The 20,185-nt window shown below is 65.5% G+C and carries 19 protein-coding genes; 12 read left to right on the top strand and 7 right to left on the bottom strand.

Features of this window, described 5'->3' with window-relative positions; translation table 11 throughout:
- Positions 1–159 precede the first annotated feature (159 nt).
- The 4 genes from fabF to fabD form a co-directional block, all read right to left on the bottom strand.
- Positions 160–1,422, bottom strand: coding sequence for a beta-ketoacyl-ACP synthase II (fabF, locus tag F812_RS0114080; RefSeq protein WP_020086633.1), 1,263 nt, complete (start codon positions 1,420–1,422; stop codon positions 160–162).
- 299 nt (positions 1,423–1,721) lie between these two features.
- Entirely contained in the window at positions 1,722–1,964 is a 243-nt protein-coding gene (locus F812_RS0114075) for an acyl carrier protein (RefSeq protein ID WP_020086632.1), read from the bottom strand.
- 395 nt (positions 1,965–2,359) lie between these two features.
- A complete protein-coding gene (gene fabG / locus F812_RS0114070; protein ID WP_020086631.1) occupies positions 2,360–3,103 on the bottom strand; it encodes a 3-oxoacyl-[acyl-carrier-protein] reductase in 744 nt (247 codons plus the stop codon).
- A gap of 41 nt (positions 3,104–3,144) precedes the next feature.
- Positions 3,145–4,089: an ACP S-malonyltransferase gene (gene fabD / locus F812_RS0114065; RefSeq protein ID WP_026868125.1), complete on the bottom strand. Its 945-nt coding sequence runs from the start codon at positions 4,087–4,089 to the stop codon at positions 3,145–3,147.
- Positions 4,090–4,317: 228 nt separating this feature from the next.
- On the opposite strand from fabD, the gene F812_RS0114060 reads away from it, so the two are divergent.
- From F812_RS0114060 to F812_RS0114005, 12 genes are all read left to right on the top strand, one after another.
- Positions 4,318–4,632, top strand: coding sequence for a hypothetical protein (locus F812_RS0114060; RefSeq protein ID WP_020086629.1), 315 nt, complete (start codon positions 4,318–4,320; stop codon positions 4,630–4,632).
- A gap of 270 nt (positions 4,633–4,902) precedes the next feature.
- Positions 4,903–5,481, top strand: a complete 579-nt coding sequence (rpsF, locus tag F812_RS0114055) for a 30S ribosomal protein S6 (RefSeq protein WP_020086628.1) — start codon at positions 4,903–4,905, stop codon at positions 5,479–5,481.
- A gap of 3 nt (positions 5,482–5,484) precedes the next feature.
- Positions 5,485–5,733, top strand: a complete 249-nt coding sequence (rpsR, locus tag F812_RS0114050; protein WP_020086627.1) for a 30S ribosomal protein S18 — start codon at positions 5,485–5,487, stop codon at positions 5,731–5,733.
- A gap of 99 nt (positions 5,734–5,832) precedes the next feature.
- Positions 5,833–6,834 (top strand): DUF2232 domain-containing protein, encoded by a 1,002-nt coding sequence (locus F812_RS0114045; protein WP_020086626.1) that lies wholly within the window; start codon positions 5,833–5,835, stop codon positions 6,832–6,834.
- A gap of 24 nt (positions 6,835–6,858) precedes the next feature.
- On the top strand, positions 6,859–7,443 hold the full coding sequence (rplI, locus tag F812_RS0114040; RefSeq protein WP_020086625.1) for a 50S ribosomal protein L9: 585 nt from the start codon (positions 6,859–6,861) through the stop codon (positions 7,441–7,443).
- A 210-nt stretch (positions 7,444–7,653) separates the two neighbouring features.
- Complete coding sequence (locus F812_RS0114035; RefSeq protein ID WP_020086624.1) at positions 7,654–8,931, top strand: SAM-dependent methyltransferase; 1,278 nt, start codon at positions 7,654–7,656, stop codon at positions 8,929–8,931.
- Positions 8,932–9,071: 140 nt separating this feature from the next.
- Positions 9,072–10,586 carry a replicative DNA helicase gene (locus tag F812_RS0114030; RefSeq protein ID WP_020086623.1) on the top strand — a complete coding sequence of 505 codons (1,515 nt, stop codon included), beginning with the start codon at positions 9,072–9,074 and terminating at the stop codon, positions 10,584–10,586.
- Positions 10,587–10,689: 103 nt separating this feature from the next.
- Positions 10,690–11,817 carry an alanine racemase gene (alr, locus tag F812_RS0114025; protein WP_020086622.1) on the top strand — a complete coding sequence of 376 codons (1,128 nt, stop codon included), beginning with the start codon at positions 10,690–10,692 and terminating at the stop codon, positions 11,815–11,817.
- A 3-nt stretch (positions 11,818–11,820) separates the two neighbouring features.
- Positions 11,821–13,197: a DNA repair protein RadA gene (radA, locus tag F812_RS0114020; RefSeq protein WP_020086621.1), complete on the top strand. Its 1,377-nt coding sequence runs from the start codon at positions 11,821–11,823 to the stop codon at positions 13,195–13,197.
- Between the two features lie 65 nt (positions 13,198–13,262).
- Positions 13,263–13,814, top strand: a complete 552-nt coding sequence (locus tag F812_RS23955) for a CvpA family protein (protein WP_020086620.1) — start codon at positions 13,263–13,265, stop codon at positions 13,812–13,814.
- Positions 13,815–13,995: 181 nt separating this feature from the next.
- The gene (purF, locus tag F812_RS0114010) at positions 13,996–15,495 is read left to right on the top strand and encodes an amidophosphoribosyltransferase (RefSeq protein WP_020086619.1); all 1,500 of its coding nucleotides are present in this window, start codon (positions 13,996–13,998) and stop codon (positions 15,493–15,495) included.
- Positions 15,496–15,812: 317 nt separating this feature from the next.
- Entirely contained in the window at positions 15,813–16,568 is a 756-nt protein-coding gene (locus F812_RS0114005; RefSeq protein WP_020086618.1) for an SDR family NAD(P)-dependent oxidoreductase, read from the top strand.
- Positions 16,569–16,915: 347 nt separating this feature from the next.
- Here the strand turns inward: F812_RS0114005 and F812_RS0114000 are convergent, their stop codons facing one another.
- Genes F812_RS0114000 through metG form a run of 3 tightly spaced genes read right to left on the bottom strand, consistent with a single transcriptional unit; the run spans position 16,916 to position 20,182 of the window.
- A complete protein-coding gene (locus F812_RS0114000; protein WP_020086617.1) occupies positions 16,916–17,710 on the bottom strand; it encodes an MBL fold metallo-hydrolase in 795 nt (264 codons plus the stop codon).
- The gene (locus tag F812_RS0113995) at positions 17,707–18,510 is read right to left on the bottom strand and encodes a TatD family hydrolase (RefSeq protein WP_020086616.1); all 804 of its coding nucleotides are present in this window, start codon (positions 18,508–18,510) and stop codon (positions 17,707–17,709) included. Before F812_RS0113995 ends, F812_RS0114000 begins: the two co-directional genes overlap by 4 nt.
- A gap of 52 nt (positions 18,511–18,562) precedes the next feature.
- Positions 18,563–20,182, bottom strand: coding sequence for a methionine--tRNA ligase (gene metG, locus F812_RS23950; RefSeq protein ID WP_020086615.1), 1,620 nt, complete (start codon positions 20,180–20,182; stop codon positions 18,563–18,565).
- Between the last annotated feature and the right edge of the window lie 3 nt (positions 20,183–20,185).

Genomic DNA, 20,185 nt, shown 5'->3' with positions numbered 1-20,185 from the left:
CAGGCAGGAAACCACCGTCAAACTCAAGCTTGTACGCACAGCGAGGCGCGCCGGGACCGGCACGCCGTACTCACCCCAAGCCTACGCGCCGACGTGATCTCGCGATTGTGGCAAAAGCCCGGTCAGCGCTGGCGCTCTCCGGGCGATCGCGGACCGATGTCAGGCCACTTTACGCATCACGAGCGACGCGTTGGTGCCGCCAAAGCCGAACGAGTTCGAAAGCACGGTGTTGATCTCACGCTTCCGCGGCGTCTTGGGCACCAGGTCGAGGGCCGTCTCGACCGAAGGGTTTTCGAGGTTCAGGGTCGCGGGCGCCACCTGATCGCGGATGGCGAGCACCGAGAAGATCGCCTCGACGGCGCCGGCAGCTCCCAGGAGGTGGCCGATCGAAGACTTGGTCGAGGACATGGAGGTCTTGGCCTGGGTGTTGCCGAACAGGCGCTCCACCGCGCCGAGCTCGATCTCGTCGCCCATGGGCGTCGAGGTGCCGTGCGCGTTGATGTAGTCGATGTCGCTCGGTGAGACGCCCGCGTTCTTCAGCGCGGCGCGCATGCAGCGGAAGGCGCCGTCGCCGGTCTCCGACGGCGCTGTGATGTGATAGGCGTCGCCCGACATGCCGTAGCCGATGACCTCGGCATAGATCTTGGCGCCGCGCGCCTGGGCGTGCTCCAGGCTTTCGAGCACGACGACACCCGCGCCCTCACCCATGACGAAGCCGTCGCGACCCTTGTCGTAAGGACGCGACGCCTCCGTGGGCCGGTCGTTGAAGCCAGTCGAGAGAGCGCGGCAGGCGACGAAGCCAGCCATGCCGATGCGGCAGATGGGGCTCTCGGTTCCGCCCGCGACCATGACCTCCGCATCGCCGAGCGCCACGAGACGTGCCGCATCGCCGATGGCGTGGGTGCCGGTGGCGCACGCCGTCACGACGGCGTGGTTCGGTCCCTTGAGGTCGTGCTTGATGGAGACGTAGCCGCCCGCGAGATTGATGAGGCGGCCGGGAATGAAGAACGGAGAAACGCGGCGGGCGCCCTTCTCCTTGAGCAGAATCGAGGTGTCGGCGATGCCGGAAAGGCCGCCGATGCCGGAGCCGATCAAAACGCCGGTCGTTTCCTGCTTTTCCTGGGTATCGGCCTTCCAGCCTGCATCGGCGAGGGCCTGATCGGCGGCGGCGACGGCGTAGATGATGAAGTCGTCGACCTTGCGCTGCTCCTTGGGCTCCATCCAATCATCGGGATTGAACTTGCCCTCGTTACCCGCGCCGCGCGGTACGAAATTCGCAATCTGACAAGAGAGATCGGAGGCGTCGAATTCCTCGATCCGGCGTGCTCCGCTCTTGCCTGCGAGCAGATTGCGCCAAGATTCCTCGACCCCGCATCCGATCGGGGTGACAAGACCAAGCCCAGTGATGACGACGCGGCGCATGGCTCTCAAGTCCACTCCATCGGTAAGGGAGAGATGCCCGCCAACGCCCAGTCGTATGCCGCCCTGGGCCTTGCGGGGTTCTCTTGTTGCCGCGAGGCGCGACCCGCCAGCTTCGCCCCGCTTCCTTTAACTCACTCGTGTCACTCAGGCTTGCGAGCCGTGGATGGAGACGCTTACGGCGCATGTGCGCCGATACGCGATTCTCCACTCCACACGCACCGCAGTGCGGGCCGGCTGCGGCTTCATCATTCGAGGCACCGGCGGCGCCTCGAACTCAGCCGCTCCGGACCCGAGCAGCCTTAGGCAGCCGTGGCGTTCTTCTCGAGGAACTTCACAGCGTCGCCAACCGTCAGAATGTGCTCGGCGGCATCGTCGGGGATCTCGCACCCGAACTCTTCCTCGAACGCCATGACCAGCTCGACCGTATCAAGGCTGTCAGCGCCGAGATCATCGATGAAGCTAGCGTTCTCGGTGACCTTGTCGGCCTCGACGCCAAGATGCTCCACTACGATCTTCTTCACGCGCTCTGCGACATCGCTCATCGTCTTCCCTCGTGTCCCTGCTCTGTGATTTGGTTTGCTATCGTCTTCTCGGTCCCGTCGTTCACCGGGGCGCTGAAGTCAGTCGGTCGTAGTCCCTTGCCGGAAAACCGGATCCTACTTTTCCAGAAATACGCTCGACCTCGAAGTCCTATCTCGTCCTGGTGCTGGCGGCGCCATCAGGGGGGTTATCCCAGACGACAGCGCGTGAGCGTTGATCGTTAGGGCGTTTCCCAGAGCTGCGCAGCAAAAAAACGAGGCTCGTTAACATATCTCCTAGGCCTTGGCCAGCGTCGCCCCCCTGTGTTGCGGCTCGCGAAAGCCGACCCGGAGAGCGACACATTGCCCCCGGCGAACGCGGCCTTGCGCATGCCGGAGCGTCTTAACCAAAAACGCCGTCAGATCATGGCCATGCCGCCGTTCACGTGCAGCGTTTGTCCGGTGACGTAGCCAGCCTCGACGCTGGCAAGGTAGACGGCCGCGGCGGCAATGTCATCGGGCGTGCCGAAGCGCTGGGCCGGGATGTGCTGGGAGATCTCGGATTTCTGCTTGTCGTTCAGCACATCCGTCATCGCGGTCTGGATGAATCCAGGCGCAATCGAGTTGGCGGTGATGCCGCGGTTCGCGACTTCGCGGGCGAGCGATTTGGTCATGCCGATCATGCCAGCCTTGGAGGCTGCATAGTTGCCCTGGCCGGGATTGCCGATCACGCCCGAAACGGACGAGATGTTGATGATGCGGCCGTAGCCGGTCTTGGAGCGCAGCATGTGACGGGCGGCGGCGCGCATCAGCATGAAGGTGGAGGTGAGGTTCACCGCGATCACGTCGTCCCACTGCTCGTCCTTCATCACCATGAACAGGTTGTCCTTGGTGAGACCGGCATTGTTGACGAGGATGTCGAGGCGGCCGAGCTTGGCGATGGCGTTGTCGATCAGCTTCGAGACGGCTTCCTTGTCGGCGAGATCGCAAGGCACCACGTGCGCGCGCTCGCCGAGCTCGGCGGCGAGCGCTTCGAGCTTGGCGACCTGACGGCCCGAGAGCACGACCTCGGCTCCGGCTTTGTGGAAAGCGCGCGCGATGCCTTCGCCGATGCCGCCGGTCGCACCGGTGACAAGCGCTTTTTTGCCGGTCAAATCGAACATGTCTTGAATCCTTTTACGAAGAAGAGCGTGGTTTGATTGCGTCAGACGAGCTTGGAAGCGGCTGCCTCGATATCCGCGGGCGTGCCCAGGCTCGCGGCCTCGAGCGACTTCTCGATACGCTTTGCGAGGCCAGCGAGCACCTTTCCTGATCCGATCTCGAACACGTCGGTGACGCCGTTGGCTGCGAGATAGCCGACGCATTCGCGCCAGCGCACGGTGCCCGTCACCTGCTCCACCAGAAGGCGGCGAATCTGCTCGGGGTCGTTCACCGCGCTCGCCACGACGTTGGCGACGACGGGGACGACCGGCGCGTTGATAGTGACCTTGGAAAGCGCATCCGCCATGGCTTCGGCGGCGGGCTTCATCAGGGCGCAATGGAACGGCGCAGACACGGGCAGAGGCACCGCGCGGCGCACGCCATGGGCCTTGCCGATCTCGGCCACGCGATCTATGGCGGCTTTCGAGCCCGACAGCACGACCTGGGTCGGCTCATTGTCGTTGGCGACCTGGCAGACGTCGCCCTGGGCGGCTTCGGCCGCGACCTTCTCGGCCACGTCGAGGCCAACGCCAAGAAGAGCGACCATCGCGCCCTGGCCGACCGGTACGGCCGCCTGCATGGCCTGGCCGCGCAGCTTCAGGAGACGCGCTGTGTCGGACAGTGAGAACGCGCCTGCCGCGGCGAGTGCGGAATACTCGCCGAGCGAATGACCCGCAACATACTTCACCGTGCCGGCAAGCTTGATGCCCTTCTCGCGTTCCAGCACGCGCATCACGGCCATCGAAACCGCCATCAGCGCGGGCTGGGCGTTCTCCGTGAGTGTCAGCGTTTCCTTGGGGCCTTCCCACATAATGGCGGAGAGCTTCTGTCCGAGCGCCTCGTCGACCTCGTCGAACACCTCGCGCGCGACCGCGAACGTCTCTGCCAGCTCGCGACCCATACCGACATCCTGGCTACCCTGTCCGGGAAATACGAATGCGCGTGCCACGCTCGCTCCTTTTGATTGATTTCCACTCGCCGGGCGCGATCGCCGACAGGTGAGTGAAAGTTCACAGTCTGTCGCGCTTTCGACATGTCCGGCTCGGGATTGTCAAGGCCTCGGGGAACAGGGACCGATGGTCTTCCCCGCTGCTCGTGGCTGCACCGCGCGGCCGGCCGAGTTGTATGGCGCGCAGCAAATAGGGGCGTTTTGTGTTTCTCTCCAGAAGGATAAGCCATGGCAACTAAATCGGCGGGACGGCGTCTTCTCCCCTTTCTCCTAGCCCTTGCGCTGGTCGTGGCCTATCTCGCCGCATGGCAATGGGATTTGCTGCCGCGCGAGACGATCGCCACCGGCACGGTGATGGCGAAGGACGGCAAGGTGTTGGAAACGCGGCAGTTTTACCGGACATCCCGCGACAACGCGCACAAATCCGCAGCACCCGGCCCCGCCAAGCGCGAAGCGGCATGGGAGGTCCGGCTGCCGAGCGGGCGGTGGATCGACTGCGACGGCGAGGACTGCCTCGCGGCGTACGAGCGCAGCGTTAACTAGCTTGCCCCTTGCCCGCGCCTGGAAAACCCGTATAAGTCGCGCCGTCACGCGCTTCGGTTGGAGGCTGAACGGGGCCGCGGAGCTATTTCAGCTCGGCGGCAAGGTCTATTGGACTTGTCCCTCTCTTGGGCTTGTCCATGGTCTGTCCCCCGGTGTCTTCGCTCTTTGGGTGCCTTTGGGCCTTTCTGGGGTCCATGAGGGGCTTTGCGCCGAAGCGGTAGCGTGATCCGCGTGCTTGTCATGCGGCCAACTCGAAACGAAAGGCCAAACATGCCCCTTTACGAGCATGTGTTCCTGGCGCGCCAGGACGTCTCGCAACAGCAGGTCGAGGCGCTTACGAAAGAATACACCGACGTCATCACCGAAGGCGGCGGCAAGGTTACGAAATCCGAGTACTGGGGCCTCAAGGGCCTCGCATTCAAGATCAAGAAGAGCCGCAAGGCGCACTATTCGCTCCTCAACATCGATGCACCCGCCGCAGTGGTGGCAGAGATGGAGCGGCGCATGGGTCTCTCGACCGACGTCATCCGCTTTCTCACGCTGCGCGTCGACGAGCTCGAGACCGAGCCGTCCGTGATGATGCGCAAGCAGGATCGCGACGAGCGCGGCGGTGAGCGCGGCGCCGGTGGTTTCCGCGGCGGTGATCGCGGCGGCTTCCGTGGCGGCGATCGCGGCGGTTTCCGCGGTGGCGACCGTGGCGGCTTCGGCGGCGGTGCCGAGGGCGGCTCCACGTTCCGCGCCCGTCCCCCGCGCGAGGGCGGCGATTCCCGTCCGCCGCGTGACGGCGACCGCGGTCCGCGTCCCCCGCGGCCCCCATTCAGAGACAACAAGCCGGGCTCGGAGGGCTAATCGATGGCTGAGATCCAAGAAATCGCCGCTCGCCGGCCCTTCCATCGCCGCCGCAAGACCTGCCCGTTCTCGGGCGATCAGGCGCCGAAGATCGACTACAAGGATGTGCGCACGCTCGGCCGTTACATCTCCGAGCGCGGCAAGATCGTGCCGAGCCGCATCACGGCCGTTTCGGCCAAGAAGCAGAGAGAGCTGGCCCGCGCCATCAAGCGCGCACGCTTCCTCGGACTCCTGCCCTACGTGCTGAAGTAATCAGCCGCCGGGTTTCTAGATTGGTTGGATGAGCGGGGCCGCTCTCTTCGAGAGATGGCCCCCTCACCCTAACCGCAGCGGATGCGGGACAGCTTACGGATGAGAACGACCTATCTGGCAGGTGCTGGCCTTGGGCTGGTTGCGGCGGTGGTATTCGCCTCCGCGACCACGGGGCCGTTGTTCATCCGCTTCCTCCTCTTCTTCGTCACACCGCTTCCCATCGCACTCGCCGGGCTCGGCTGGGGCTGGCGCTCGGCGCTGCTCGCGGGGCTTGTCGGCTGCGGTATCGTGTTCGCGTTCGCCGGACCGCCGACCGCACTCGCTTTCGCGCTGACGCAAGCCGTGCCGATGGTGCTTCTGACCTATCTCGCGCTGCTCTGCCGCCCCATTGGGGAAACCGGCCTCCAGCACGCCAACGAGAACGGTCCAGCCGTCGAGTGGTATCCGGCCGGAAGGCTCGTCATCTGGTCGGCGGTGATGGCCGGCGTGATGGCGGTCGCCTCGCTCGCCGTCCTCGGCGGAGATCTGGAAGAGCTTCGCAAGGCACTCGGCGAGTTCATCAAGGCGACGATCTCGTCCGGTCTGCCGCAGACGGACGGCCAGCCCGTGCAGATCAGCGAGGCGGAGATCGCGTCGCTCTCCGAAATCGCCATGTCCGTGCTGCCGGCGGCGTCCGCGATGTCGTGGATGGGCAGCCTGCTGTTCAACCTCTGGCTCGCGGGGCGCGTGACCTTCGCATCCGGCCAGCTCGGCCGTCCGTGGCCGGATCTCGCTGCGATCACCTATCCGCAGGGCACGCCGCTGGCTTTCGGCGTCATCCTGCTCGGCACGATGGCTTCGGGCTACCTGGGGCTCGCCGCGGCTGCATTCGCGGGCGGCTTCTTCGTCGCCTACCTGCTGCTCGGTCTCGCCATCCTTCACTACACGACGCGCGGCCGGCCCTGGCGCCCGTTCGCTCTGTGGGCCCTCTACGGCACGCTTCTCGTCGTCAACATCTGGATCGGCTTTGTGATCGCCCTGCTCGGGCTCGCAGAGACGGTTCTTCATCTTCGTGCGCGCTCGGCACTTCCGCCGGGCCCGCCGCCTCATCCGAACGCTTGAACATTTTCAAAGGAGATTACGTCCATGCAGGTCATTCTACTTCAGCGCATCGGCCGCCTCGGCCAGATGGGTGATGTCGTCAACGTCAAGGACGGCTATGCCCGCAACTTCCTCCTGCCGCAGAAGAAGGCTCTGCGCGCCACGAAGGAGAACATCGCTCACTTCGAGACCCAGCGCTCGCAGCTCGAAGCCAACAACCTCGAGCAGAAGAAGGAAGCCGAGGCCGTTGCCGCGAAGCTCGACGGCAAGGTGTTCGTCGCCATCCGCTCGGCGGGCGATACGGGCCAGCTCTACGGCTCGGTCTCCACGCGCGATCTCGCCGACGCCGTTACGGCGGGCGGTTTCACCATCGACCGCCGCCAGGTGATCCTCGAGCGTCCGATCAAGACCCTTGGCCTGCACGAGACCAAAGTTGCGCTGCATCCGGAAGTCGTCGTGAAGGTCATTCTCAACGTCGCGCGTTCGGACGAGGAAGCCGAGAAGCAGGCCCGCGGCGAGGACGTCACGGTCATCAAGGACGAGGCGCTCGAACTCGAGACCTTCAACCCGGATTCCGTCTTCGAGGAGGGTGCTGCTCCCGAGGGCGAAGGCGAAGAGCAGCAGGCCTGATCGCCCCGGGCGATCCTTGGCCGATCATCGCCGGGATATTTCAGCGGCAGCCGGAAGCTCAGTCTTCCGGCTGCCGTTTCTCTTTTCGGGGCCTCGGATCGACGCCCATCTCGAAATTGCGGGCGCGGCTTCCTACACTTACGGAAGAAGGGGGACACAACGGCCGGCGCCCTTTCTCCGGGGGTAGGCGCCTCAGAAGGCGGTGCCTCGATGCTGAAGCCCCTCTCCCTCCTCCTCTCCAACGTCGTCCGCGACGGCAACCTGACCTTCATCGACACTCAAGGTGCTGCGCATGCCTTCGGCAACGGAGAGGGCGCCCCTGTCGTCGTGCGCCTCGCGGACCGGCGGCTCGAATGGCACCTGGCGCTCGACCCCGAGATGGCGGCGGGCGAAGGCTACATGAGCGGCCGGCTCAGGCTCGAAAAGGGAAACGTCTATGACTTCATCGCGCTGATGATGCGCAACCTCGCGGACCATCCGTTTCCCGGGTATTCCCAACGGCTCGCGTTTCTCCGGCGCATCCTGCGGCGCGCCGCCCAGTACAATCCCGCAGGCCGGTCGCGCAGCAATGTCGCTCATCACTACGATATCGATCCCAGGATCTACGATCTCTTCCTGGATCCCGACCGGCAGTATTCCTGCGCCTACTTCGCATCCTCCGGCCTGGGGCTCGCCGATGCGCAACTTGCAAAGAAACGGCACATTGCGGCCAAGCTCGCGCTCGCCCCCGGCCAGCGTGTGCTCGACATCGGATGCGGCTGGGGTGGCCTCGCGCTCTATCTCGCGCACACGACGGGCGCCCAGGTGACGGGCATCACCCTCAGCGAGGAGCAGCTCAAGATCGCGCGTGAGAGAGCGGATGCGTTGGAGACCGGGAGCGGCGCGCCGGCACCGGCTTTCGTTCTCAGCGACTATCGGGCCATCTCGGAGACGTTCGACCGCGTCGTCTCCGTGGGCATGTTCGAGCACGTGGGCCTGCCGCACTACCGCACCTTCTTCGATACGCTCGCAAAGGTGCTCACGCCGGGCGGCACCGCCCTTCTCCACACCATTGGCCGCACCGACGCGCCAGCGGGCACCAATCCGTTCATCGCGCGCTACATCTTTCCCGGCGGCTATATTCCGGCGCTGAGCGAGATCATGGGCGCGGTCGAGCGGTCCGGGCTCGTCGTGGCGGACGTCGAAGTGCTGCGGCTGCATTACGCCGAGACGCTGCGCGCCTGGCGGCATCGCTTTCTCGCGAACCGCCCCGCGGCCGTGGCGATCGCTGGCGAGGACTTCTGCCGGATGTGGGAGTTCTATCTCGCGGGATCGGAGTGCGCGTTCCGATTCCAGAATTTCGTAGTGTTCCAAATCCAGCTCACCCGGCGTGTGGATGCGTTGCCTATCACGCGGGACTACATGGGCGAACGCGAGCAGGATCTCATGAGGAGCGACGGCGAGGTGGCGCAGCGCCCGCTCGGCGTGGCAGCCCGCAGATCGGGATAAGTTGTGCAGCCCACGTGTTTTTTTGCGTTCGATTCGCCTCAGACAAGCGCGAAGTTCGAGGGGTGTGGGTAATGGGGACGGCGCGGCGGGCGGGCGCCTGCGTGCTCGCTGCGACTCGGGGCGCGAGCTAGGGTGCGCCCATGGCAAACGAAGCACTCCTCCAGTCCGAAAAACTGCGCGAAGCCGCCTCCGCGGCCGAGCCGATCCAGTTCCGTGAAGCACCGCACAACATCGAGGCGGAACAAGGTCTTCTCGGCGCGATCCTGATCAACAACGAGGCCATGGACCGGGTCTCGGCGTTCCTTCAGCCCGTGCATTTCTTCGATCCCCTGCATGGGCAGATCTTCGAGACGGCGGGCAAGATGATCCAGGCGGGCAAGCAGGCCACGCCGATCACGCTCAAGACGTTCTTCGATGCTGCCGAGCCCATCGACCAGCACCTCACCGTGCCGCAGTACCTCGGGCGGCTCGCCGCCAACGCGACCTCGATCATCAACGTCGAGGATTACGGACGCACCGTCTACGATCTTGCCGTGCGCCGCTCGCTGATCGTGCTCGGCGAGGACATCGTGAATTCGGCCTACGACGCGCCGATCGATTTCCCGCCCGAGACGCAGATCCAGGAGGCGGAATCGCGTCTCTACGAGCTTGCGGAAGGCGGCAAGTACGGCCAGGGCTTCATGACCTTCGGCACGGCGTTGACGCACGCCATCGACATGGCGAACGCCGCTTACGAGCGAGACGGACACCTCTCCGGCCTTTCGACCGGGCTCAACGACCTCGACAACAAGATGGGCGGCCTGCAATCGTCGGACCTCATCATTCTCGCCGGCCGTCCTTCGATGGGTAAGACGGCGCTCGTGACCAACATCGCCTACAACGTCGCGAAGGCCTATCGCTCTGAGAAGCAGTCGGACGGCACGGACAAGACGCTGGAAGGCGGGCGCGTCGGCTTCTTCTCGCTCGAAATGAGCGCCGAGCAGCTCGCTACCCGTATTCTCTCCGAGCAGGCAGAGATCGCGTCGGAAAAGATCCGCCGCGGCATGATCACGGAGGACGAGTTCCGGAAGCTGGTCGCCGTGTCGCAGGAGATGAGCCGCGCGCCGCTCTTCATCGACCAGACGGGCGGCATCTCCATCGCGCAGCTTGCAGCTCGCGCCAGGAAGCTCAAGCGGCAGAAGGGCTTGGAGCTTCTGATCGTCGACTATTTGCAGCTTCTCTCCGGCTCCTCCAAGCGGGGCGACAATCGCGTGCAGGAAATCACCGAGATCACCACCGGCCTCAAGGCCCTTGCCAAGGAGCTCGCTGTTCCGATCATTGCGCTTTCACAGCTCTCCCGTCAGGTGGAGCAGCGCGAGGACAAGCGGCCGCAGCTCTCGGACCTGCGTGAATCGGGCTCCATCGAGCAGGACGCCGACGTTGTCATGTTCGTGTTCCGCGAGGAATACTACGTCGAGCGGCAAAAACCGCGCGAGGGAACCCCGGAGTTCAACGATTGGCAGACGCAAATGATGGCGGTGTCGGGCAAGGCCGAGGTGATCATCGGCAAGCAGCGTCATGGTCCCGTCGGCGCCGTGCAGCTCGCGTTCGAGAGCCAGTACACGCGCTTCGGCAATCTTGCGCGCGAGTTCCAGCTCCCCGAGCGCTACGAGTGAGAGCCATTGCGGCCCAGGTCCGTCGAGGCGACGTGCGCGCGGCTCGCCCCTGTCGTCGCGCCGGCATTCCTCTCCCGCCAGGGCAGAGGGAAAGAGGCGCGGCATGATCGGGCTTTCGCTTCCGCCCGACGCGACGGGAATCATCACCATCGATCTCGATGCGCTGCAGGAGAACTGGCGCTCGCTCTCGCGACTGGTCGGGCCAGCCGAATGCGCAGCCGTGGTCAAGGCGGACGCCTACGGGCTCGGCGCCTCGGAGGTCATCCCGGCACTCGCGCTCGCGGGGTGCCGCACGTTCTTCGTCGCCACGCCCGAGGAAGCGCGCGCCGCGCGCCAGCTTGCACCTGCCGCGCGCCTGTTCGCGCTCGATGGAGTGTTGCGAGGCTCGGCGGCGCTGTTGAGAGCGGCGGACGTCGCGCCTGTGCTTTCGAGCCTCGAGGACGTGGAGGAATGGGCGGCCGAAGCGTCTCGCCACGGCGGACCGGTTCCCGCCGCGATCCAGATCGATACGGGCCTTCATAGGCTGGGCCTCGGCGAGGAGGAGGTGCGCGCACTCGCGGCGCGGCCGGACCTGCTCGCCGCGATCGACCTGCGTCTCGTAATGAGCCATCTCGCCTGTGCCGACGAACCGGACGATCCGCACAATGAAGCGCAGCGGGTGGCCTTCGAGCGGCGGCGCGCGCTGCTGCCGGCGGCTCCCGCAAGTCTCGCCGCGTCCGACGGGCTGATGCTGGGGCGCGCATATCATTACGATCTCGTGCGGCCGGGCTACGCGCTTTACGGCGGCCAGGCCTTTCGCGGCGGGGCTACTCCGGTGAAGCCGGTCGTCTCGGTGCGGGCGCGCATTCTGCAACTGCGCACGGTCGAGCCAGGCGCGTCCGTAGGCTATTCGGCCACGTGGCGGGCGGAGCGGCGGACGCGGCTCGCGATCGTGGCGGCCGGATACGCGGACGGACTTGCCCGTTTCCAGAGCGCGGCCTCCGGACAGACAGGCGGCAGCGTTCTCGTGCGCAACACGCTCGCGCCGATCGTCGGGCGTGTGTCGATGGACCTCATCACCGTCGATGTCACGGACGTCGAAGGCGAGGTGAAGCGCGGCGATCTTGTTTCTCTGATCGCGCCCGATCTTCCCATCGAGGCCGTCGGCAAGGCGTCCGGCACGATCGGCTACGAGGTTCTCACCCGGCTCGGCCCGCGTTTCGTGCGCTCTCATACCGGCGGAGGGGCGTGAGAGATGGCCAAGGCCGCGAAATCGAGCTTCGTCTGCCAGAGCTGCGGGGCGATCTCCGCGCGCTGGGCGGGCAAATGCGGCTCATGCGGCGACTGGAACACCATCGTCGAGGAGATGGCGTCGCCGCCCCCGCCGGGGACCGGGCTCGCCAAGGCCAGCAAAGGGCGGGTGCTCACGCTCGAAACGCTTACGGGGGCACCTCAAGAAGCCCCTCGCCTGCTCACGGGCATGCCGGAGCTCGACCGCGTCACCGGCGGCGGCATCGTGCCGGGCTCGGTGCTGCTGATCTCGGGCGAGCCGGGCATCGGCAAATCGACGCTGCTGCTTCAGCTTGCGGCCTCGCTCGGGCGCGCGGGGCGGCGCGCGATCTATTTTTCTGGCGAGGAAGCCTCGGCCCAGGTGCGGCTCCGCGCGAGCCGCCTCGGCCTCGCGGATGCACCGGTCGCGCTCGCCGCCGAGACGAGCCTCACCAATATTCTCGCGACGCTTGCAGCCGAGCCCAAGGCCGATCTCGTCGTGATCGATTCCATCCAGACGCTATGGACCGACGCGCTCGAAGCCGCGCCCGGCTCCGTGAGCCAGGTGCGGGCGGCGACGCAGTCGCTCGTCCGCTACGCCAAGTCTGCGGGCTGCGCGCTGCTGCTCGTCGGACACGTCACCAAAGAGGGCCAGATCGCCGGGCCCAAGGCGGTGGAGCACGTCGTCGACACCGTGCTCTCCTTCGAGGGCGACCGGGGGCATACCTACCGTATCCTGCGCTCCACCAAGAACCGCTTCGGCGCCACGGACGAGATCGGCGTGTTCGAGATGGCGGGCGCCGGGCTGCGCGAGGTCGCCAACCCTTCCGAGCTTTTCCTCGGCGAGCGCGACATCAAGGCGCCGGGCACCGCGGTGTTCGCTGGAATGGAAGGCACGCGCCCGATCCTGGTCGAGATCCAGGCGCTCGTCGCGCCTTCCGGCCTCGGCATGCCACGCCGCGCGGTGGTCGGCTGGGAGCAGAGCCGGCTCGCGATGCTGATCGCGGTGCTCGAGGCGCGGTGCGGCGTCTCGTTCGCCCATCACGACGTTTACCTGAACGTGGCGGGCGGGCTTCGCATCATGGAGCCTGCGGCCGACCTCGCGGCCGCTGCCGCTCTTCTCGCCTCGCGCTCGAACCAAGCGCTCGATCCTCAGCAGATCCACTTCGGCGAGATCTCGCTTTCGGGCGCGGTGAGGGCAAGCCCCCACATGGGGCTCCGCCTCAAGGAGGCCGCCAAGCTCGGGTTCACGGAGGCCGTCATCCCGGCCAGCGGCGACCCGAACGCCGACGGGGCGAAGCTCACACTTCGCAGGATTTCCCATCTGAAGGAGCTTGCGGAGGACCTTCTCCCATGCGACTGAACGGCCAGGGACACTCAAAGATATCGCTTATAATGCCGCTTCCCGCTTTTGGAGGAGCCTAGATCATGATCGGGCCGCTCACCTATCTCGACGCCGCCGTGCTCGCGGTCTGCTTCATTTCCGCGCTGCTCGCCATGTACCGCGGGCTCACGCGCGAGCTGATGTCGATCCTGTCGTGGATCGCGGCGGCCGGTGCCACCCTCTATTTCGTGTTGAATCACAAGAAGGTGGCCGAGGACATGGCCGCCCAGCTCAACACGCAGGTCGCGGTGGCGCAGATTGCCATCGGCGCGGTCATCTTTTTGATTGTCCTCATCATTGTTCACTTGATCACGGCCCGCATCTCGGACGCGATCCTGGATAGCAGCGTCGGCATGATCGACCGCATCCTGGGCTTCCTGTTCGGACTGGCCCGCGGCTTCCTGCTCGTCGTAATCCCTTACATGTTCTACGCTTCTTTTGTTCCGGACGAGCAGAACCACCTGCCATGGGTACGCGATGGTCTGTCCACGCCCTATATCAGGGCCACCGGAAACGTGATCCGGGGTGCGCTCGAGACCTATATGCCGACCACTCTGTCGCAGCCTCCGGCCCCCAGTGAGCCCCCTGCGCAATAGGCGGTGACAGATCCGCGACATTCGCAACAAAGCTCTTTAACAGTCCTTCGATTATCATATATTCCGCGCATGCAACGGCGGTGTAAGACCCTCCGGATGTGTGCGACGAGCACCCGTTGCGTGTACTTGTTGCGTGTACTTGCGTAAGAAGTTGCGGCGGATGCTTTAGCGGGAGGCAGCCATGACGCACGATCACGCGCCCAAATCCGGGAGCGAGGAATTTCCTGATTTCGGCCTGTCTCGGATGGGCGACGACAGACTCCGCGAGGAATGCGGAGTCTTCGGTGTTTTTGGACACCCCGAAGCGGCTGCGATCACGGCGCTCGGCCTCCACGCCCTTCAGCATCGCGGCCAGGAAGCAGCCGGCATCGTGACCTACGACGGCAAGCAGTTCCACTCGGAGCGGCGCCTCGGTCTCGTCGGCGACAACTTCAACGAGGCGGGCGTCATCCATCGCCTGAAGGGCAGCATGGCGGTGGGTCATAACCGCTACTCGACCACCGGCGAGCCCGCCCTCAAGAACGTCCAGCCGCTCTATGCGGATATCGATACCGGCGGATTTGCCGTGGCCCACAACGGCAACCTCACCAACGCCCTCACGCTCCGCCAGGAGCTGATCAGCTCCGGCGCCATCTTCCCCTCCACCTCGGACACCGAGGTCATCCTCCACCTTCTCTCGCGCTCCAAGAAGCGGCGCATGGTCGAGCGCTTCGTCGAGGCGACGCGGCAGATCGAAGGCGCCTGGGCGCTCGTCTGCCTCACCAACGACATGATGATCGGCGCTCGCGATCCGGTCGGCATCCGTCCGCTGGTGATCGGCAAGATCGGCGATGCCTACGTGCTCGCCTCGGAAACCTGCGCGCTCGATATCGTGGGCGCCGAGTTCCTGCGCGAGGTCGAGAACGGTGAAGTCGTGGTGATCACGGAAGCGGGGCTCGAGAGCCATCGCCCTTATCCGCGCCGCCCCGCGCGCCCGTGCATCTTCGAGTACATCTACTTCGCCCGCCCCGACAGCATCATCGGCGGTCGGTCGGTCTATGACGTGCGCCAGCAGATGGGCGTGCAGCTCGCCCGCGAGACTCCCGTCCAAGCCGACGTCATCGTGCCCATTCCCGACTCGGGTGTGCCCGCCGCGATCGGCTTTGCGCGCGAATCCGGCATTCCGTTCGAGCTCGGCATCATCCGCAACCACTATGTCGGCCGCACCTTCATCGAGCCGGAGCAGCAGATCCGGGCGCTCGGCGTGAAGCTCAAGCATTCGGCCAACGCGGGCGTCATTCGCGGCAAGCGCATCGTGCTCATCGACGACAGCGTGGTGCGCGGCACCACATCGAAGAAGATCGTGCAGCTGATGTACGAAGCGGGCGCCAAGGAGGTGCACATGCGCATCTCGTCGCCGCCGATCACGCACTCGGACTATTACGGCATCGACACGCCGAGCAAGAAGGCGCTGCTGGCCGCCAACTACGATCTCGAAGGCATGCGCGCCTTCATGGGGGCCGACAGCCTGGCGTTCCTCTCCGTGGACGGCATCTATCGCGCCGTGGGCTACGAGGGCCGCGATGCGCGTGCTCCGCAGTTCACCGATCACTGCTTCACCGGCGAGTACCCGACCGAGCTGACGGACCAGAACGGTCTCGCCGGAACGCGCCAGCTCTCGCTTCTCGCGGAAGTGGGCTAGCCCCGGCAGGCGGCCCCCTCCTCTCGTTCCTCCCCGCGCCGAGAGCGTCGGACTGGGCCGCGCCTCGAAGGCTGGCTCGCCCGTTTTTGAGCGCGCGTGGTGCCCGGAGCGATAGCTATCCGGAGAGCTGGTGTAGCGACGCCCTAGACTTGCATATGACCCTCTAGAACAAATCCGGCCCTGCGGCGTGCTTTCCTCTTGGAAACTAATCCGAGAGGCGGCACTTCTCTGCCGCAAGCTTCCCGGCTTACAGTCTCCTTCTTGGCTCACGATAAAACCAACGCGCTTCCGCCCGGAAGACGCCTGAAAGGCCAGTCATGGCATCGCGCCCCCGCTTCAAGGACCGTCTCGCCCTCGTCACCGGCGCGTCACGAGGGCTCGGCCGTGAAATGGCGCTGGCGCTGGCGCGCGAGGGGGCTCACGTCGTCATCTGCGCTCGCTCGGCGGGTGCTCTCGAAGAGCTCGACGACGAGATCCGCGCGGTGGGCGGGCACGCGACGATCCTGAAGCTCGACCTGCGTGCCGCCGATCGCATCGACCAGCTCGGTCCGGTGATCTACCAGCGCTGGGGCAAGCTCGACGTTCTGGTCGCGGCCGGCGGCATTCTCGGCTCGCTCTCGCCGCTGCCGCATGTGAGCGCCGATGCCTGGAACTCCGTGCTCGACATCAATCTCACGGCCAACTGGCGGCTCATCCGCACGCTCGATCCGCTGCTCAAGCGGTCTGACGCGGGCCGTGCGCTGTTCGTCACGTGCGAAGCGGCTCACGGAAACGACGCGTACTGGGGGCCGTATGCCGTTTCGAAAGCCGGGCTCGAGGCGCTGGCCAAGACCTACGCGCAAGAGCTCGCGAACACCAATGCGCGCGTTGCGCTGCTCGACCCCACGCCCATGCGGACCGGCCTCCGCGCCAAGGCGTTCCCGGGCGAGGACAAGAGCAAGCTCGCAGATCCGGCGCAGGTTGCGGCCTTCGCGCTTCCCCTCCTCCTGCCTGCTTCCGAGCGCAACGGGGACGTGGTGCGCTATCATCCGGACGGCGTGGCCGCGTCGCTCGCAGCCAGCAACGACGCCTGAGCTTAGCAGCGCGAAACTGCCCAATGCGCGTGCTTCGGCATTTGAACCTCGGGCCTGCCTTCGACGTGTCTGGACCCCGATCTTCATCGGGGTGACGTTGAATGTAGGCTGACGGCCCGCCATACTCCGACGTCATCCCGGCGCAGGTCGGGATCCAGACGGCATTCGTCCACGCGTGGAGGCGTGGTGCTCAGGATGCCTCATCTCGGTCTCGACCGTCACTTGTCGGATTGCTGGCAATCGACGCGTTGGGACATGGGACTCTCAGGCCTGCCTTCGACGTGTCCAGGCTCATGCCTTCGCCGGAGTGACGCCGATGTGGGAGCGGCACGGCCGAAGTTCGCCTGTCAGACTTCGATCACCATGTTGTCGTAGGCGGGTTCGACGTTTGCTGGAAGCTCACGGCGCAGCGCCTCGTAGTCGAGATCGCCGGTCATGTGGGTGAGGATGGCGCGTTTGGCGCGGAGACGCGCAATGTGCTCCAGCGCCTCCTTCACGGAGAAATGGCTGGGATGGGGCGTGTAGCGCAACGCGTCGACGATCCAGAGATCCAGGTCTTCCAGCAACGCCACCGAATCGAGCGGCAACGCCGACACATCAGGCGAATACGCCACGGAGCCGAACCGGAACGCGAGGCTTTCTATATCGCCGTGAAACTGGCGGATGGGCAGCACATCGATCGGACCGCCCGCGCCCTCGACGCTGATCATCTCGCCCGGAGTCAGCGTTTTCGGGACGAGGATCGGCGGGTAGGTGGAGCCGGCCGGCGTCTCGAAGCAATAGGCGAAGCGGGTGACGAGACTTTCGCGCGTTACCGGATCGAAATAGCAGGGCACGCGGCTCTTCATGGCGTAGGCCACCATGCGCAGGTCGTCGATACCGTGCGTGTGATCTGCGTGGTCATGCGTGAAGAGCACCGCATCGAGTGCGTCGGCGCGCACGGAGAGAAGCTGCTCGCGCAGATCCGGCGGGGTGTCGATCAGGATGCTGGTGACGCCGCCCGGGCCGCGCCGCTCGACCAGCATCGCGCAACGGCGGCGGCGGTTCCGGGGGTTTTGCGGATCGCATCTGCCCCACATGGCGCCAATGCGCGGCACGCCGCCGGAGGAGCCGCACCCGAGGATCGTGAGACGCAGGCTCATGGGGCGGCCATCTCCGCCGTCTGCGGCCGCCGCGCCTTGGTGTAGAGGCGGAAAAAGTTGTCGGTCGTCGCGCGCGCGATCTCGGCTTCCGAGACGCCACGGATGCGCGCGAGAGCGGACGCGGTATGCACGACGTAGGCGGGCTCGTTGGTCTTGCCGCGATAGGGCACGGGCGCGAGGAACGGCGCGTCGGTTTCGACCAGGATGCGATCGAGCGGCACGTCGCGCGCGATCTCCTGCAACGCTTCCGTCTTCTTGAAGCTGATCACGCCGCTGAAGGACACATAGAGACCGAGATCGACGGCCCGCAGCGCCAGCTCGCGCCCGCCGGTGTAGCAGTGAAGCACGGCGGGGAACGCGCCTTTCTTGTGCTCGTCCTCAAGGATGGCGAGCGTATCGGCGTCGGCTTCGCGCGTGTGGATCTCGAGCGGGAGGCCGGTTTCTCGCGCCGCCGCGATGTGGGCACGGAAGCCTTCGGCCTGAGCCTCGGGGCTGCCGTTCTTGTAATAGTAATCGAGGCCCGCCTCGCCCACCGCCACCACCTTCGGATGCTGCGAGAGCGTCACGATCTCGCTCGACGGGATGCCGCGCTCCTCGTCCGCGTTGTGCGGGTGGGTGCCGACGGAGCACCACACATCGTCGAAGCGCTCCGCGACGGCGAGGATCTGATCGAACTTCCGGATGCGGGTTGAGATGGTGACCATGGTGCCGACGCCGGCCGCTTTCGCGCGCGCGACCACACCCGCGAGATCTGGCGCGAACTCGGGGAAATCCAGGTGGCAGTGGTGGTCAACCAGCATCGGGCACTCCTCCCTCGCCCTCTTAACGGAATGCGGTGGGCAAGGGGTTGATTTAGGTCGTCTCGGGCTTTCCGCCCTTCTTCTGCTTCGGCGGCTTGGGCGCAGGGGCGGGCTTCGCAGCCTCCTCCGGATCCACGTAGCGCGGGAAGACGCCCTGCGGCTCGGGGATCGCGGCGCCGGGCACAAGGCGGCCGGCGGCTCCGAGCTTCGCGAAGGCGCGCGCCTCCGTATCGCCAGGCAGCAGCAGGTCGAGCAGCTTGCCCGCAAGCTCCGGCATAACAGGCTGCGCGAGGATGCCGAACTGGCGCACGATCTCGGCCGTCACATAGAGAATGGTCTCCATGCGCTTGGGGTCCGTCTTCTTCTTCGCCCACGGCTCCTCGGCCGCGAAGTAGCGGTTGGCGTCCGCGATCACTGCCCACACGGCGTCGAGGTAGCGGGTGACGGCCTGCTTATCCATCGCGGCGCGGGCTTCGCCATAGAGGGCGTCCGTTGCCGCGAGGATCGCGCTGTCCTCAGCCGTGAACGCGCCCGGCTCCGGAATCTTGCCGTCGCAGTTCTTGTAGATCATCGACAGCGAGCGCTGCGCGAGGTTGCCGAGGTTGTTCGCGAGGTCAGCGTTGATGCGGTTGGCGATGGCCTCCGGCGAATAGTTGCCGTCCTGGCCGAACATCACCTCGCGCAGGAAGAAGTAGCGCAGCTGATCGCGGCCATAGGCGCGCACGAGATCGAACGGATCGACCACGTTGCCGACCGACTTCGACATCTTCTCGCCCTTGTTCAGCACGAACCCATGCGAAAAGATGCGCTTTGGCAGATCGACACCCGCCGACATCAGAAAGGCCGGCCAGTAGACGGCGTGGAAGCGCACGATGTCCTTGCCAATGACGTGCACGTCCGCCGGCCAGAAGTCCGCGCGCGGCCCGACCGGCTTGTTGAGGAGGCCGGTCGCAGTGACGTAGTTCGTCAATGCGTCCACCCACACGTACATGACGTGGCCCGGCGCATCCGGTACGGGAATGCCCCAGTCGAGCGTCGAACGGGAGATCGAAAGATCCTCGAGCCCGCTCTTCACGAAGCTCACGACCTCGTTCCTGCGCTCCACGGGCAGGATGAAATCGGGATTGGCGTCGTAGTGGGCGAGCAGGCGATCCTGGTAGGCGGAGAGGCGGAAAAAGTACGTCTCCTCCTCGTTCCAGTCGACGGGCGTGCCCGTCGGGATGGCGTAGCGCACGCCTTCGCGGACCTCGGTTTCCGATTCCTTGTAGTAGGTCTCGTCGCGCACCGAATACCAGCCGCCATACTTCTTCTTGAAGATGTCGCCGGCCTTCTCCATGCGCCGCCAGATCTCCTCGCACGTCTCGTAGTGACGCGGCTCGGTGGTGCGGATGAAGTCGTCGTTGGACAGGCCCAGAGTGGCCGCCATCTCGATGAAGCGCGCGGCGTTGCGGTCGGCGAGCGCGCGGGGTGTGAGGCCCTCCTTCACCGCCGTCTGCTTCATCTTGAGGCCGTGCTCGTCAGTGCCCGTGAGGAAGAACACGTCCTTGCCATCGAGACGCTCGAAGCGTGCGATGGCGTCGGTGGCGATTGCCTCGTAGGCGTGTCCGATGTGGGGAACGCCGTTGGGATAGGAGATCGCCGTGGTGATGTAGAATTTAGCTCGCCCGCTCATGGG

The organism is Hyphomicrobium zavarzinii ATCC 27496 (assembly GCF_000383415.1).
Lineage (GTDB): Bacteria > Pseudomonadota > Alphaproteobacteria > Rhizobiales > Hyphomicrobiaceae > Hyphomicrobium_C > Hyphomicrobium_C zavarzinii.
The sequence above is the reverse complement of the archived record's forward strand: the minus strand, read 5'-3'. Positions and strand labels throughout refer to the sequence as shown.